Source organism: Blautia glucerasea (genome assembly GCF_020537505.1).
Classification (GTDB): Bacteria; Bacillota; Clostridia; order Lachnospirales; family Lachnospiraceae; genus Blautia_A.
In genome coordinates, this window is the sequence record NZ_JAJBMO010000009.1 from 75,791 (window position 1) to 91,254 (window position 15,464).

Sequence of the window (15,464 nt, forward strand, 5' to 3'; positions counted from 1 at the left end):
TGCGGATGATGAATAAGAATAAAAAATCAATCGGACTGTATCTGACGCTTGTAGCAGGCATTATTGCTATCGTAGAGGCTGTTTACTACGGTAAAGTAATGTACACATTCCAGCCGGTATATTATTTCCTGGCAGCAGCAATCGTCCTTGCGGTACTTTCCTTTGTACTGGTTGGTTTCAATAAAGTGATTACCGGTTTTATCCCGGTTGTAAATGCAGCATTAATGGCAAGCGCAGCAGTATGGAGCGCTTCCGTAATGGTAAACCAGATCGGATATGTAATTTCCGGACTGGACGGAATGGATACAATTATAAGCTTTATTATTTTCTGCAGTCTGGCAGTGGTTGGTATGATCCTTAACATCGTAGCTTCTTTCCTGCCAGTTGCCAAAGAGGCTGAGTAATAGAATCGGCAAAATATCTTCTGGAGACAGGCGCGTGGCGACCTGTTTCCGGGATGATAAAAGCTGGAAAAATGAACTACAGCAATTGCAAATATGTCCGGCATGATGTATTTGCCCAATGATTGTAAAAGGTTAACTGCACGGCATGCAGTTACAATAGAAAAGGAGAAAAAATCATGAAGAAAAAAGTTTTAGCACTTGTACTTGCAGCATCTATGGCAGCATCCATGGCAACAAGCGTTTCTGTATTTGCAGAGGCAGCTACAGCAACTGTAGCAGATCTTCCGGCTGAGGCACAGTTCGAGCCGAACGCAGACTACGATGAGTATACAGTAGTAGAGTACACTATCGAAGATATCCAGGCAGATCTTGTATGCACAGTTTCCACAAACAAAGATCACACAGAATTTTATCTTGAGTGCAACTTCTACGGCGATGACCAGATGACAAAGACAAAATACGACGGAAAAGAGTATACAGTAGAAGAAGACAAAACAGGCTTTATGAAAGGTGATACACCGGCAATCCTTGACAAAGCTCTTGAGCAGAACATCTGGGTTCCGATTGGTGATGCAGCAGCATCTGATGATGCAAAAACTGACGACACAAAGGCTGATGACGCTAAAGAAATCAAAGGCGTAACAGAGGATAAGCTTCCTGCAGAGCCAATGTTTGAGGCAAACAAAGACTATGACAAATGGACAGTAGTAGAGTATACTATCGAAGACATTCAGGCAGATCTTGTATGCACTGTATCTGCAAAAGAAGATAACAGCGAATTCTATCTTGAGTGCAACTTCTACGGTGACGATCAGATGACAAAGACAAAATATGATGGAAAAGAGTACACAGTAGAAGAAGACAAAACAGGCTTTATGAAAGGTGATACACCGGCAATTCTTGACAAAGCAATTGAGCAGGATCTGTGGGTATACTTTGACAATGGCGCTGACGATGCAGACGCAGCAGCTGCAGATGATGCAGCAACAGACGGAGCAACAGCTACAGCAGCAGACCTTCCTGCAGAGCCACAGTTCGAGCCAAACAAAGATTATGATGAGTATACAGTAGTAGAGTACACCATCGAAGACATCCAGGCTGATCTTGTTTGCACCGTATCTACAAACAAAGATCATACAGAGTTCTATCTTGAGTGCAACTTCTATGGAGATGACCAGATGACAAAGACAACCTATGATGGAAAAGAGTACAAGGTAGAAGAGGATAAGACTGGTTTCATGAAGGGTGACACACCGGCAATCCTTGACAAAGCTCTTGAGCAGAACATCTGGGTTACAATTGAGAAATAAGTGTTGACCATTTGGTAAAAAGATAAGCTTACACTTAAAAAATAATATACAGCATTTCGGCAATTGAGATGCTGCAGCGAGAAAGGTGCCTTTGCCATGGGGCACCTTTTTTGGTGACAAGATAGCTGCAAATATGATAAGATATATGGTAGTTACAAGCGATGATTTATGGGGGATTTGCTATGCTTAGAGTGGCAGTTGCAGAAGATAATCCGAAGGATCTGGAACGGATTTTAGGTTTTTTGAAGCGATATGGGGAAGATAGGAATGTACAGATAGAAGTTTCTGAGTACACAGATGGAAGTGAGCTTTTAGAGCAATATCGTCCCTGTTATGACGTAGTATTTCTGGATATTGAAATGCCTCAGCTGAATGGCATGAAGACAGCCGAGAAAATACGTGAAACTGATGAAGAAGTAATTCTGATTTTTATTACCAATATGGCGAAATATGCGATTCGGGGATATCGGGTACAGGCATTGGATTATGTGTTAAAACCGATGAAATATGAAGCCTTTGTAGTAAAAATGGATAAGGTAAAACGACTGGCAGAGAAGAAAAAAGATACCAGCATAACTATAAAAAGTGGTGTGGCAATCCATCGGCTTCGAGTTTCTAATATTCTGTATGTAGAGGTGGTGCAGCATTTGCTTATTTTCCATACAGAGGAGGGTGATTTTACCACAAGAGGCGTTTTAAGGGATGTAGAAGCTATATTGGAAGAAAATGGATTTTTTAAATGTAATAAATGCTATCTTGTAAATCTCCGTCATGTGCGAAGCGTATACGACGGAATGGCACTTGTGGGAAACGACCAGCTACAGGTGAGCCGGGCAAGGAAGAAGGCTTTTGCTGAGGCTGTGGCAGATTATATTGGGAATATGCAGAGTATCTGAAGGAGACGAAAATGGAAAATTGGCTGCAGGGAATGGATGGATTTTCTTATTGTATGGAAATGCTGGCAGCGGCGTTTGGTTTCTTTATTTTTCTGAAAAAAAGAAATGGATTCTGGATCAGAATGGTAATCAGTATAGGAATTCTATTCCTGGGAAGCCTGTTGATTTATCCATATTTTACAGATATTACTAATGTTTATAATTGGGTCTGGTTTATTTTTATTTTTGGACTTATTATAGTTTTATGTTATTTTTGCTGTGATATTATGTGGAACGATGCAATTATGGCGGCTTCCTGTGGGGCACTCCTTCAACATACAGCTTCCTCTTTGTTTATTGTTGTTTTTTACCGTGGAATCGTTCCGGAGTTCTCAGGAGTAAGATATTGGGGAATGTATTTATGTGTTTATCTTGCCGGAGTTGTTTTAATAGCACGGAGGCTGCCTGATGGAGGACATTATAATGTAAGCCGGGCAAATGCAGCAATTATGGCTGTTACAGTTCTTACAATTGTATTGGTTTTAAGCTTATTAGTAAAAAGCACAACCATTGATGTAATTGGAACAGGAATTGCGAATAAGGAATATATCAAATTATTTCGCATCAATCAGATTTATGCACTTGGAGCCTGTGTTATGGTTCTGGCATTGGAGACTATTTTGCAAAGGGAACTGCGTGTTCAGAAAGCCCTTTCTGAGAACAAAAATCTGTGGATTCAGCGTCAGCTGCAGTACGAAATGTCCCGTGAAAATATTGATATGATTACCCGAAAATGCCATGACATGAAGCACCAGATCGAGGCACTGATCCAGACGGAAAGCCACTCAGAAAGACGAAAATCTTTCATTGAAGATATGCAGGATATGATCGAAGTTTACGACAGTGACGTGCACACTGGAAATGAAGCGTTGGATACAATCTTAATGGAAAAAGGACTTTACTGTAAGGTCCATCACATTGACTGGACCTGTGTGGCAGATGGAAAATTGCTGGAATTTATGGACGTAGTTGACCTTTTTACAGTCATGGGAAATGCCCTTGACAATGCAGTAGAAAGCGTAGAAAAACGCGGCGAAGACCAGTTCAAAAGCATTGGTGTACGAGTGTGGAAAAAAGATTTTTTTGCTGTGATCCAGGTGGAAAACACCTTCGATGGCGAACTGAAATTGAAGGATGGACTGCCCCTTACCAGTAAAGCAGACAAAGAAAATCATGGAATCGGAATCCGCAGTATTAAGTCTATTGTGGAGAAATATCAGGGAACAGTCAGTGTTCGTGTACAGGACGGTAACTTTGTTTTAACCATTGTTTTACCGATCATGTCATGAAAATGACAGTTCATTCCAAAGCCCTTGCGAGGGCTTTTTCTTTTGCTATAATGACTTCATAAGAACAGCAGAAATGGGAAATTATGTATATGCCGGCATACAAAATCATATCATCTCTGGCTGTTAAAATTATAAGAATTGTGACTGTTTGTTATCTTTACAGTTGCAGCTAATCTAAGAATAAAATTAGATATTGGTTCAAGTATGAATAGTTTAGTAGGAGAGGAAAACATGGAGAAGAAAGCTAAAAAGCGAATGAGCAACAAAGCTTTTGCAGGAATCTGGGGAACTGTTCTTGCAATCCTTCTGGTAGCAGTTCTGGTAGGTAACTATTTCGCAATGAAATACACCACTATTATTACCAGATCTTTAGGACACACAACAACAAAAGTTACCACAACAGGTGATGGCAGTGGCGACAATGAGTATTTCAAAAGTGACTACAGCAGCCACGACGAACTGGTAGATCATGAGACTGAATTCAGTAAACAGCTGGTAGCTGAGGGTATCGTTCTTATGAGAAATCAGGACAATGTATTGCCTCTGGAAAGCGGCAAAAAGATCAGTCTTTTCGGAATTGGTTCTGCGAAATTTGTATACAGCGGACTTGGTTCCGGAGCAATCGATACCTCCAAAACAACCAGTCTGAAGGACGCTCTTGAAGCAGAAGGATTCCAGGTAAACCCGGATCTGTACTCTGTATATGAGAAATCTGAGGCCCGCGTTGGCAAGGAGGAGGATCCTTCTACATACCTTGACTCTGTGGAAAAATCCATAAAAGAATACAATGACGCAGCAATTGTAGTTATTTCTAGAAACGGTGCAGAGGCACAGGACCTTAGCGAAGATCAGCTGTCCCTTTCCGATGCGGAAATGTCACTTGTGAAGTATGCAAACGACAATTTTGACGACGTAATCGTTATGCTGAACACAGCAAATGCCATTGAAATGGGCTGGTCCGATTCCAGATTTTTCCCGAACATCAAGGCTTGTATGTGGGTTGGATATCCAGGACAGGAAGGAATTTCATCTATCGCAAAAGCGCTGACGGGAGAGGTAAATCCATCAGGACGTCTTGTAGATACCTATGCATATGATTCCACGAGTGCACCTGCAACTCAGATCTTTGAGTACGGTGAGTGGACTAATACAAACAACGAAGAAAATGGGCCGAAAAATGCTTACACTGTTTACGGCGAGAGTATTTATATCGGCTATCGTTACTATGAAACACGTTATGAGGACACTGTTTTGGAACAGGGAAATGCGTCCACAGCAGACAATGAATACGACTATACAAAGCAGGTTCAGTACCCATTTGGATACGGAATTTCCTACACACAGTTTGATTACAGTGACTTCTCTCTGAAAGAAAACGGAGATAATTTCACGGCTCAGGTAACCGTTACAAATAACGGTGATGTAGCTGGAAAAGATGTGGTAGAGGTTTATTTCCAGTCTCCGTATACTGACTATGACAAAGAAAATCTGGTAGAAAAATCAGCAGTTGAGCTCTGTGGATTTACAAAAACAGGCGAGATCCAGCCAGGGGAAAGCGAGACTGTAAGCGTTGATATTCCGAAGGAAACTCTTCGTGCATATGATTACACAAATGCAAAAACATACATTGTAGATGATGGTACTTATTACTTTGCAATCGGTGACGACTGCCACCAGGCATTGAATAACATTCTTGCTGCAAAGGGTTACACAACAAAAGACGGCATGGATGCTGACGGAGATGATTCCCTTGTTGGAACCTATGAGCAGAAGGAATTTGACAACACTACTTATGCAAAAGATGCCACAACAGGAAACGAGATCACAAACCAGTTTGATTATGGAAATATCCAGACTTATGATGATTCCTATGTATATTTGACAAGAAATGACTGGACTGGAACATGGCCGACTATCTATGGCGAGCCAAATGAAAAAGGCAGATACAATGCAGAGGCAACTGATGAATTTGTACAGTTAAGCCAGAATAATATTTACCAGGATGACCCAGATGCAGAGATGCCGACAACAAATTCCGGCGACAACATTAACCTGATCACCATGCGTGGAAAAGATTATGATGACGAAGGATGGGATGCAATCCTTGACTGTCTGACTGTTGATGAAATGGTAGAAATGGTTCGTCTCGGCGGATGGCAGACCATGGCAATTGACAGCATCAGTAAGCCAATGTCCAGCGACCAGGATGGTCCTGCTGGTATTTCCGGTGAGCTGATTATGAGCGATGTAGACTGCATGGGATATCCGAATCAGGAGCTTCTGGCAGCTACATGGAACAAAGACCTGGCACTTGAATTTGGTAAATGTATTGGCGAGGACGGTCTTTCTGTAAACGTTCAGGGATGGTATGCACCTGGTGCCGGAACCCACAGAACACCGCTTGGCGGACGTAACTTTGAGTACTATTCAGAGGATACTTATCTTGCAGGATCTATGTGTGCAAATGAAGTTGCGGGTGCACAGAGCAAGGGAATGTACTGCTATCTGAAACATTTGGTACTGAACGACCAGGAGCAGAGACGTTATGGTATTTCTACATTTACCACTGAGCAGGCACTTCGTGAGCTTTATCTTGCACCATTTGAAATGGCTGTAAAAGATGCTGACTGCCACGGAATGATGGCCGCTTTTAACGGAATTGGTGGTATCTGGTGTGGCGCAAGCAAAGAGCTGATCACCAATGTTCTTGGAGGTGAGTGGGGATTCCATGGCATTATTGTAACCGATTATGCTTCTGCAAATGAAGGCTACATGTTCATCGATGCTGGCCTTCAGGCAGGTACCGACCTGTGGCTGAACACCGACTCCGATGTATACAAAATGGGCGATGTTTCTGATAATGCAACCATTGTCACAGCACTTAGAAACGCTTCCCATGATATCCTCTACACCGTTGTAAACAGCTCCGCCATGAACGGAATCGATGAAAATGTAGTGGTCAAAAAAGTACTTCCATTGTGGCAGTACTGGCTGATCGCATTCGATGTTGTGATGGCTGTGGTCATTATTGGCTGTGGGCTTCTGGTGATCAGAAGATGCAGAAAGAATAGTGGAATTGAGATTGTGGTAGAAGAAAATAAATAATGTGAAATGGAAAGGGGCTGTCCTATGTTTTCAGGACAGCCCCTTTTAATAATATACGATAGCAATAAGTTAACTGGTAGTATTCCGGCGAATCAGCACCGGAGTGATCTGTTTGTGAATTGGCTTTTCCAGTGGCTTAGGCGCTCGCTTTTTTTGCTCTTCCATCTGCTGCACCAGAAGCTCCATGGCAGTCTGTGCAATAACATCAATTTGCTGACCGACAGTTGTGATCGGAAGGATTGATTCACTGGCAATTGGAGAATTATCAAAACCTATAATTTCGTAAGTAGGTGGTAATTTACCATATTTCTGGAAAATTAAATTGAGAAACATATTGGCATAGGTATCATTCGCGAGAAAGATACCTTTTTTTTGATTCGGATACTTTTCTTCAATTCTTGTAAAGATACGTCTTATCACATTTAAAATCTCTTGATAAGAATTGCCGCTTACGCTTAGATCAATGTCATAAGGAACCTGATATTCTTTACATGTTTCCTCAAATGCACGTATACGATCATAAGCCGGGACTGTTTTTTCAACATTGGCATTGATATGAATCAATATATCACATTTATCACGAATTAACAGGGAGGTAGCCTGAAGGGAACCCATATAATTGTCAGTGGTAATGCTGCTGATATATTCTGCCTCTCGCTCAATGGCAATGACAGGAATCTGATAGGAAGCCAGCTTTTTGGATGACAGTGTATGGCTTAAAACAATAAGCCCCTCAATCTGATAGGAAAGAAGCTCTTCAATATACTGTTGTTCCTCTTCGGCACCGTGTTCACTGGAAAAAACAAGAAATTTGTAATGGTAGTTACTATAGCTTGAAAGAAGCTGTGTCAGCATTTCAGAGTAGTAATGCAAGTAGAGATTTGGAATAATAATTCCGATAAACTCACTTTTACCATTTGCCAGAACTTTTGCAAGTTTATTTTTTTTATAGCCAAGGGTATCAAGGGCCTGTGAAATCTTTTCCTGATTTTCAAGCGTAAGAGAATCGGGATGATTGAAATACCGTGATATTGTAGTTTTTGAAAAATGAGTATATTCTGCAATATCTGCAAATGTCACCTGTTTTTTTGCCATAAAAATTTAATCTCCTTATAAATAAATGAGAATAATATTGGGGAATCTTTTAATTACTGGGATTATATTATTTTTTTAGTATAGCAATTATTTAAAAAAAAGGCAATGATAAAATAACCGATTACGTAACCGGTTATTTTAGCTTGAAAAAGTGTTGACATATGAACTTGGATGTAGTAACATTGAGCCATAAAGTAACCGGTTACTTAACCGGTTCCAAGAACGGAAAAGGAAAGGAATGGAGGAGAAGTGCATGAAAAGAATGCAGAACCAAACAATGCCCGTGAAAAAGCAAACGTGGAGAGATAAGGCTACATATGTGAAGAAAAACTGGCAGTTATATCTTTTTTTCTTAATGCCAGGACTTTTACTGACAATCATTTTTAAGTATCTTCCTATGGGGGGACTTCTGATTGCATTTGAGGATTACAACGTAATCAAGGGAGTGCTTGGAAGTCCATGGGTTGGACTTGAATATTTCAGGCGGTTTTTATCTTCACCGGATTTTATGAACTACCTGTTGAATACGTTAAAACTGAGTATTTATGGACTGTTGTGGGGCTTTCCGGTTCCGATCATTCTGGCATTGCTTTTAAATCGTATCCGCAGAACCGGAGTTAAGAAGAAAGTACAGCTTCTGGTCTATATGCCGAACTTTATATCTGTAATTGTACTTTGCGGTATGGTACGAATGCTGCTTTCTCCGGTTGGACCTCTGAATAAGCTTTTAGGAATCAGTACAAACTGGATGACAATGCCATCTGCTTTCCGTACCATTTACATAGCAAGTGGAATCTGGCAGACAGCAGGCTGGGCCTCTATTATGTACACTGCTGCTTTATCCAATGCAAGCAAAGAACTGGAAGAAGCAGCTATTATGGATGGTGCAAATCTTCTGCAGCAGATCTGGTATGTGGAGCTTCCTGCAATTAAGAATATTATTGTAATTCAGTTTATTCTGCAGGCTGGAAATATTATGAGTATTGGATTTGAGAAAGCCTATGCATTACAGACAGATATGAACCTGCCGGCATCAGAAATTTTATCAACATATGTATACCGTATTGGTCTTTTGAACGGCGATTATGGTTATTCTACGGCTGTTGGTCTGTTTAATTCAGTAGTAAATGTAATTCTGTTAGTTTTTGTAAACTGGGTGGTAAAGAAGCTGAACGACGGAGAAGGATTATAGGAGGAAGCGAAGATGGAGAAAATAAAGAAAAAATATTCGAAGACAGACTGTATGATCCTTGGAATTGGATTTCTGATTCTTGGACTGTTTGTACTTTCTATTGCAATTCCAATCGTGTATGTAGTGCTGGCCTCTTTTATGGATCCTACAGTTTTGAATAATCAGGGACTGAGTTTTCATATTAAGGACTGGACTTTGGATGCATATCGCAGAGTACTGGAAAATGAGATGATCTGGCGTGGATTCCTGAATTCTTTTCTGTATTCACTTGCATTTACAGCTATTTCTGTTTTTATAACATTGCTGGCAGCGTATCCATTGTCCAAGAAGGAATTTGTGGGAAGAAAATTTTTCAATCTCATTTTCCTGATTACAATGTTCTTTGGCGGTGGAATGATCCCGACTTTTATTTTAATCAATCAGCTGCATATGGTAAATACAGTCTGGGCAGTTTTGATTCCTGGAGCATTTAATGTATGGAATATGATCCTTGCAAGAACATACTACCAGTCAATCCCGGCAGAATTAAGAGAAGCTTCCGCAATTGACGGAGCCAATGAGATCCAGCATTTCTTCAAAATCATGATGCCGGTATGTAAGCCGATCATTGCAGTACTTGCACTGTGGTCATTCGTAGGAATGTGGAACAGCTATTTTGATGCAATGATTTATCTGAATGATGCAAATCTTCAGCCTCTGCAGTTAGTACTTCGTTCCATTCTGGTACAGAATACTCCGCAGCCAGGTATGATTGCAGATATTCAGAGTACTGCTGAAATGGCAAAGGTAGCGGAACAGCTGAAATATGCAACCATTGTAGTATCAAGCTTACCGCTTTTAGTAATGTACCCATTCTTCCAGAAGTATTTTGATCAGGGAATTATGGTCGGATCAGTAAAAGGCTGATAAGAAAGGAACGATACAGATATGAAGAAAAACAGAGTAAAAGGTTTACTTGCACTTGGACTTTCTTTGACGATGATGATAAGTACGGCAGGGTGTGGAAAAGAGCAGCAGCTTAATGCGGAGATCAACCCGGACACACCAGTATCTGAGGTACAGTTTCCATTAAAGGAAACAGAGGAGCTTTCTTTTATTACAAGTGCACCGGCTACTTCCACACAGGATCCCAATGAAAGAGTGATTTTCCAGCGACTGGAAGAACAGACAAATGTTCATATTGACTGGACCTGTTTTGTATCAGATCAGTTTTCCGATAAAAAGAATCTGGCATTGGCTCAGTTTGGAAATCTGCCGGATGGTCTGTTTAATGCAGGTATGAGTGATTATGACCTGCTGCGTTATGCCAAGCAGGGAATTATTATTCCATTGGAAAATCTGATTGACAAATATATGCCGAATCTTCAGGCTGTGTTTGAAAAATACCCAGAGTACAGGACTATGTGCACAGCACCGGATGGACATATCTATTCTTTCCCGTGGATTGAACAGCTTGGTGCAGGAAAAGAAGCAATTCAGGCGATTGGAGATATTCCATATATTAATAAAAAATGGCTTGACTACCTTGGACTTGAGATTCCTACAACAACAGACGAACTGGAACAGGTACTGATTCAGTTCCGCGATCATGCAGAAGAACTGGAGAAAGAATTTTCCATTGAAGGTGATGTAATTCCAATGTCCTTTATTATCAATAACGGAGATCAGGATCCGGCGATTTTAATAAACGGATTTGGAGAGGGTTACGGAGACACAGGAGATCATTTCGCGGTAACAGATGAAGGAAAGGTAATTTATACAACTGTTCAGGAAGGCTACAAGGAAGGAATTGAATGGCTTCATAAACTGGTGACAGAAGACCTTATAGATCCGGAAGCCTTTACACAGGAGTGGTCTACTTATGTTGCAAAAGGAAAGAATCACCGTTACGGACTCTGCTTCACATGGGATATTGCGAATATAGATAACAATACAGATTATGTGATGCTTCCGGCACTGACCGGGCCGGATGGCATGAGAAATATTACCAGACAGAACAACAGTGAAACCAGTGGATTTGACCGTGGAAGATGTGTTCTTACATCCAGCTGTCGTAATACAGCACTTGCTGCTGCATGGATTGATCAGATGTATGCACCCCTCCAGTCTCCGCAGAATAACTGGGGTACTTATGGCGAAGAGGATTCCTTTAACATTTTTGAACTGTCTACAAACAAAGACGGCGGCGAAATGTTAAAACATATGGATTTGGGAGAGCAGTCTCCAGTGGAAGTGCGTGAGGCGCAATCTGTAAATGGCCCTCTGGCCGTGCTGAATGAATATTATGATGTATATGTGACACAGCCGGAAGATGCAAAATGGCGTCTGGATAATATGCACGAGACATATTTACAGGATATGAACAGCAAATATGTTTATCCGAATGTATTTATGAGTATTGATGATACAAACAAAGTATCACAGTATGATACCGATATTAAAAAATATGCAGAACAGAAGAAAGCTGACTGGATCCTGAATGGAGGAATAGAGGAAGAATGGGATTCCTACCTGGAAAAAATGGAGAAGTACGGACTTTCTGATTATCTTTCAATCAAACAGAAATATTTTGATCAGTATCAGGAATCCTTAAGCGCGGAAAAGTAACAAAAGATGTAAGAACTGAACAACGACTTTGACAGGAGATTTTTCATGAGCGAAATGTTAGAAAAGGCAAGAAAATATGAATTTACACAGGGACAGCAGATTAAAGCGGAAGACAGACCGGCTTTTCATATAACTCCTTATGTTGGATGGATGAATGATCCCAATGGATTTTCCTGCTATAAGGGAGAATACCATTTGTTTTATCAGTACAATCCATATAACACACATTGGGACAGTATGCACTGGGGGCATGTGGTAAGTAAGGATCTGCTGCATTGGGACTATCTCCCGGCAGCATTGGCACCAGACCAGGATTACGATAAAGTGGGCTGCTTTTCCGGAAGTGCCATAGAGCTGGAGGACGGCAGACAGCTGCTTATGTATACAGCTGTGGACCGGGAAATACTGGAGGACGGAACCGCAAGGGATGTTCAGACACAGGCGGTGGCTGTGGGAGATGGAAAGGATTACGTGAAGTATGACAAAAATCCGGTCCTGACCTTTAAAGATTTGCCGGAAGGTGCAAGCAAAGCAGATTTCCGTGACCCAAAAATCTGGAAAGAAAAAGATGGAAACTTTTATTGTGTTATAGGAAGTCGTCCTGCTGATGGAAGCGGACAAATTCTTCTTTACAGAAGTAAAAATGGTTTTGAATGGGAATTTGTAAGTACTTTGGCAGAGAATAAAAACCGCTATGGAAAGATGTGGGAATGTCCGGATTTCTTTGAACTGGACGGCAAATATGTGCTTCTGACAAGCCCACAGGACATGATTCCGGAAGGATTGGAATATCATAATGGAAATGGAACCTTATGTATCATAGGAGATCTGGATTCTGAGACACATACTTTGAAGGAACAGTCTTATCAGAGTGTGGATTATGGAATTGATTATTACGCAATGCAAACACTGCTTGCTCCAGATGGAAGAAGAATTATGATTGCCTGGATGCAGAACTGGGATACTCTTGCTTATCGCAGGAATGATTCTAAATGGTTTGCACAAATGAGCCTTCCAAGAGAGTTGTCTGTGAAAAACGGAAGATTGTATCAGGTTCCGGTCAGAGAACTGGATTCCATGCGTGCAAATAAAGTCGAGTACAGGGATGTTGTGATTAAAGACACCAGAATCACACTTGACCAGATTGAAGGACGTACCGTAGATCTGGAGCTTGTAATACGACCAGTAGATAAAGATAAGCTTTATAAAAAATTCGAACTCTGTTTTGCAGAGAATGAAAAATATCATTCCACTTTACGATTCCGTCCAGATGAATCAGTTTTGAAAATCGACAGAAGCTTCTCCGGAAGCGAACGTGCAGTGGTTCATCAGAGAGAATGTCTGGTAAATGGTGACTGTAATGAATTGAAATTACGAGTAATTCTGGACAGATTCAGCGCGGAAATATTTATCAATGACGGAGAACAGGTTATGTCTGCTGTTATTCTTACAGAGCAGGATGCAAAGGGAATTTCTTTTGCTGTGGATGGTGCTGCCAGAATCGATGTAGTGAAATATGATTTGGTATGAAAGCTCCAGATGTTTGCTTGCGGTGAGAGATGTGTGGCAGAAAAATAAATAATATAAAATGAAGATGAAAGGCGCTTTCCTGGTGATGGGGAGGCGCCTGTTTTTGTAGAATGGTGGAGTAGGTGTTTGAAAATTACATATAATAATATTAAAAGTATATAATATAAAAAATAAATATTAACAGAACATTGATTGCAATATAATTCGATGCTATAATTTTGAATAGATAGGAAGCGGAGGATGAAGGTATGTATGCAATGGAAAGTGTTCCAGATAGCTTAAGCTTTATGGGAAAAATTCATTTTGCGTAGAAATGTGTGCACTTGGCGTGAAATATGATTTCCTGGTCATGAAAATGGTAATATTTATTTTAAAGAAGTATCTCAAATTCATTGTAGATGTACTGGAAATCACAGCTGATGAGGAATTCCTGGATGAGAGAATGAATTCTATTAAGTCTGTATTTAATAATACCTTCTGGAATGGAGAGGCTTATTATTATGAGACTTCCAACGAGCTTCCGGATGATCGTGCACAGGCAATTCCGGTTATGGCGCAGGTGTTTATCCTATAGAAGCAGGCTATGAGACCTGGCGGATCGCACCTCAGATGGAAATGCAGAATTTAAAGGTGAGCAGGAAAAATACAATAAAAAGTATGCAGTGTATGAAATGACAGAAGCAGGAAGCTGTTCTTTTAAAGCGGAATAATTTCTGTGAAATGCATTAAGGGGATGATATTCCGCAGTTTACAGGGTGTTGCTTTGAAAAAAGCAGCACTCTGTTTGTTAGGAGATGTATTATGAAACGTGAAGATATTGAAACATGGCTGTATTTTGATATGCCTATTGAGAATGAACTGAGACAGTATTATAAGAAGAATGGGAGTATGATGTCTGAAAATCAGTTTTTCCGTATAGCCCAGAAGCTTCATGGAGTCGATCTGAATGTAAGCGATGCCTTTCGAAATATTGATCCATCATACATACCGGAGAACGTCAGTTTTGCGCCATCAAGCCGGAAAAATGGATTTTCAGATCAGCTCTGGCTGACCAAATGTTCTGTTTCTATACGGAAGCATCCCTGCTATTTTCCAGAACTTATCCATGAACACCGATTTATCGAGATTGCTTATGTCTTTAAAGGCTCCTGCAGGCAGAAAATTTATTTTGAAAATCAGAAACCGGAACAAATTGATCTGAAAGAGGGGGAACTTTGTATTCTCCCTCCAGGATTAAAACACAGCATTTCGGTAACGGATGAAAGCATCGTAGTAAATATTCTGATTCGGTCAGAAATTATGCAAAAAAAGCTTACCAGTCTGGTGGCTGGAAATCACATTTTGTTTGATTTCTTTATCTATACTTTATATGAAAACACATTGCCTAATTATATATTTTTTAACACGGAAAAGAGTGATACTATTCGAAATCTGATTATTGATATGATGCTTGAGCTTTGTGAGAATAGAATGTATTCCCAGAAAGTAATTCATCTGATGCTTGGTCTTTTCTTTACCTATTTGCAACGTGATTATTCTCATACCATGCGTTTTTCAGGCCAGTCAGGAAAAGGGATATGTTATGTGCCACAGATTATTGCTTATATGCACGAGAATTATCAGAATACATCGGTGGAGGATGTTGTACAGCATTTTCATATCAGCAAGTCCTATCTGAGTCGAATTTTTAAGCAGCATACAAAAACAACGCCCGTACAGATGCTGCAGGAAATCCGCCTTTCCCATGGATGTGAATTTCTGGAAAACACACAGTTATCGGTACAGGAAATCGCATATAAAACAGGTTATAATGACGTCACCTTTTTTATACGTATATTTCATAAAAAATATGGTGTTACACCGTTACAGTACCGAAAACAGCATTTTGGTGGTATGACTATGTAGTTCAAAAAAAGCCGATTTACATCATGATTAATCGGTATTTTTGTAGGACTTTTATTGCTAAAATTCATTATAGTAACTAAGTTTGAAATTTG

Annotated in this window: 12 protein-coding genes; 11 read left to right on the forward strand and 1 reads right to left on the reverse strand. The window is 40.3% G+C overall.

Features of this window, described 5'->3' with window-relative positions:
* The first annotated feature begins 5 nt into the window (after positions 1-5).
* The 5 genes from LIQ05_RS09700 to LIQ05_RS09720 all read left to right on the forward strand — a co-directional run bounded on the left by LIQ05_RS09700 (position 6) and on the right by LIQ05_RS09720 (position 7,043).
* Positions 6-404 (forward strand): hypothetical protein, encoded by a 399-nt coding sequence (locus LIQ05_RS09700; RefSeq protein WP_195391780.1) that lies wholly within the window; start codon positions 6-8, stop codon positions 402-404.
* Positions 405-580: 176 nt separating this feature from the next.
* Positions 581-1,714: a hypothetical protein gene (locus LIQ05_RS09705; RefSeq protein ID WP_226820315.1), complete on the forward strand. Its 1,134-nt coding sequence runs from the start codon at positions 581-583 to the stop codon at positions 1,712-1,714.
* Positions 1,715-1,896: 182 nt separating this feature from the next.
* Positions 1,897-2,610 (forward strand): LytR/AlgR family response regulator transcription factor, encoded by a 714-nt coding sequence (locus tag LIQ05_RS09710; protein ID WP_226820317.1) that lies wholly within the window; start codon positions 1,897-1,899, stop codon positions 2,608-2,610.
* An 11-nt stretch (positions 2,611-2,621) separates the two neighbouring features.
* Complete coding sequence (locus LIQ05_RS09715) at positions 2,622-3,938, forward strand: sensor histidine kinase (RefSeq protein ID WP_226820319.1); 1,317 nt, start codon at positions 2,622-2,624, stop codon at positions 3,936-3,938.
* Between the two features lie 231 nt (positions 3,939-4,169).
* On the forward strand, positions 4,170-7,043 hold the full coding sequence (locus LIQ05_RS09720) for a glycoside hydrolase family 3 protein (protein WP_226820321.1): 2,874 nt from the start codon (positions 4,170-4,172) through the stop codon (positions 7,041-7,043).
* A 69-nt stretch (positions 7,044-7,112) separates the two neighbouring features.
* Here the strand turns inward: LIQ05_RS09720 and LIQ05_RS09725 are convergent, their stop codons facing one another.
* Positions 7,113-8,138, reverse strand: a complete 1,026-nt coding sequence (locus tag LIQ05_RS09725; RefSeq protein WP_226820323.1) for a LacI family DNA-binding transcriptional regulator — start codon at positions 8,136-8,138, stop codon at positions 7,113-7,115.
* Positions 8,139-8,391: 253 nt separating this feature from the next.
* Between LIQ05_RS09725 and LIQ05_RS09730 the strand changes: the two genes are divergently transcribed.
* The 6 genes from LIQ05_RS09730 (at position 8,392) to LIQ05_RS09755 (ending at position 15,372) form a co-directional block, all read left to right on the forward strand.
* Entirely contained in the window at positions 8,392-9,330 is a 939-nt protein-coding gene (locus tag LIQ05_RS09730; protein WP_118577563.1) for an ABC transporter permease, read from the forward strand.
* 12 nt (positions 9,331-9,342) lie between these two features.
* Positions 9,343-10,236 (forward strand): carbohydrate ABC transporter permease, encoded by an 894-nt coding sequence (locus LIQ05_RS09735; RefSeq protein ID WP_226820325.1) that lies wholly within the window; start codon positions 9,343-9,345, stop codon positions 10,234-10,236.
* A 21-nt stretch (positions 10,237-10,257) separates the two neighbouring features.
* Positions 10,258-11,937: an ABC transporter substrate-binding protein gene (locus LIQ05_RS09740; RefSeq protein WP_226820327.1), complete on the forward strand. Its 1,680-nt coding sequence runs from the start codon at positions 10,258-10,260 to the stop codon at positions 11,935-11,937.
* 45 nt (positions 11,938-11,982) lie between these two features.
* On the forward strand, positions 11,983-13,467 hold the full coding sequence (locus LIQ05_RS09745; RefSeq protein WP_226820329.1) for a glycoside hydrolase family 32 protein: 1,485 nt from the start codon (positions 11,983-11,985) through the stop codon (positions 13,465-13,467).
* Positions 13,468-13,816: 349 nt separating this feature from the next.
* Positions 13,817-14,041: a hypothetical protein gene (locus tag LIQ05_RS09750; protein WP_226820331.1), complete on the forward strand. Its 225-nt coding sequence runs from the start codon at positions 13,817-13,819 to the stop codon at positions 14,039-14,041.
* Positions 14,042-14,268: 227 nt separating this feature from the next.
* Entirely contained in the window at positions 14,269-15,372 is a 1,104-nt protein-coding gene (locus LIQ05_RS09755; protein WP_226820333.1) for an AraC family transcriptional regulator, read from the forward strand.
* The last annotated feature ends 92 nt before the right edge of the window (positions 15,373-15,464 follow it).

Coding starts and splice junctions, on each gene's coding strand:
- LIQ05_RS09720 (WP_226820321.1), top strand. CDS start 4,170: ATGGAGAAGAAAGCTAAAAAGCGAATGAGCAACAAAGCTTTTGCAGGA.
- LIQ05_RS09700 (WP_195391780.1), top strand. CDS start 6: ATGATGAATAAGAATAAAAAATCAATCGGACTGTATCTGACGCTTGTA.
- LIQ05_RS09705 (WP_226820315.1), top strand. CDS start 581: ATGAAGAAAAAAGTTTTAGCACTTGTACTTGCAGCATCTATGGCAGCA.
- LIQ05_RS09710 (WP_226820317.1), top strand. CDS start 1,897: ATGCTTAGAGTGGCAGTTGCAGAAGATAATCCGAAGGATCTGGAACGG.
- LIQ05_RS09745 (WP_226820329.1), top strand. CDS start 11,983: ATGAGCGAAATGTTAGAAAAGGCAAGAAAATATGAATTTACACAGGGA.
- LIQ05_RS09750 (WP_226820331.1), top strand. CDS start 13,817: ATGAAAATGGTAATATTTATTTTAAAGAAGTATCTCAAATTCATTGTA.
- LIQ05_RS09715 (WP_226820319.1), top strand. CDS start 2,622: ATGGAAAATTGGCTGCAGGGAATGGATGGATTTTCTTATTGTATGGAA.
- LIQ05_RS09740 (WP_226820327.1), top strand. CDS start 10,258: ATGAAGAAAAACAGAGTAAAAGGTTTACTTGCACTTGGACTTTCTTTG.
- LIQ05_RS09730 (WP_118577563.1), top strand. CDS start 8,392: ATGAAAAGAATGCAGAACCAAACAATGCCCGTGAAAAAGCAAACGTGG.
- LIQ05_RS09725 (WP_226820323.1), bottom strand. CDS start 8,138: ATGGCAAAAAAACAGGTGACATTTGCAGATATTGCAGAATATACTCAT.
- LIQ05_RS09735 (WP_226820325.1), top strand. CDS start 9,343: ATGGAGAAAATAAAGAAAAAATATTCGAAGACAGACTGTATGATCCTT.
- LIQ05_RS09755 (WP_226820333.1), top strand. CDS start 14,269: ATGAAACGTGAAGATATTGAAACATGGCTGTATTTTGATATGCCTATT.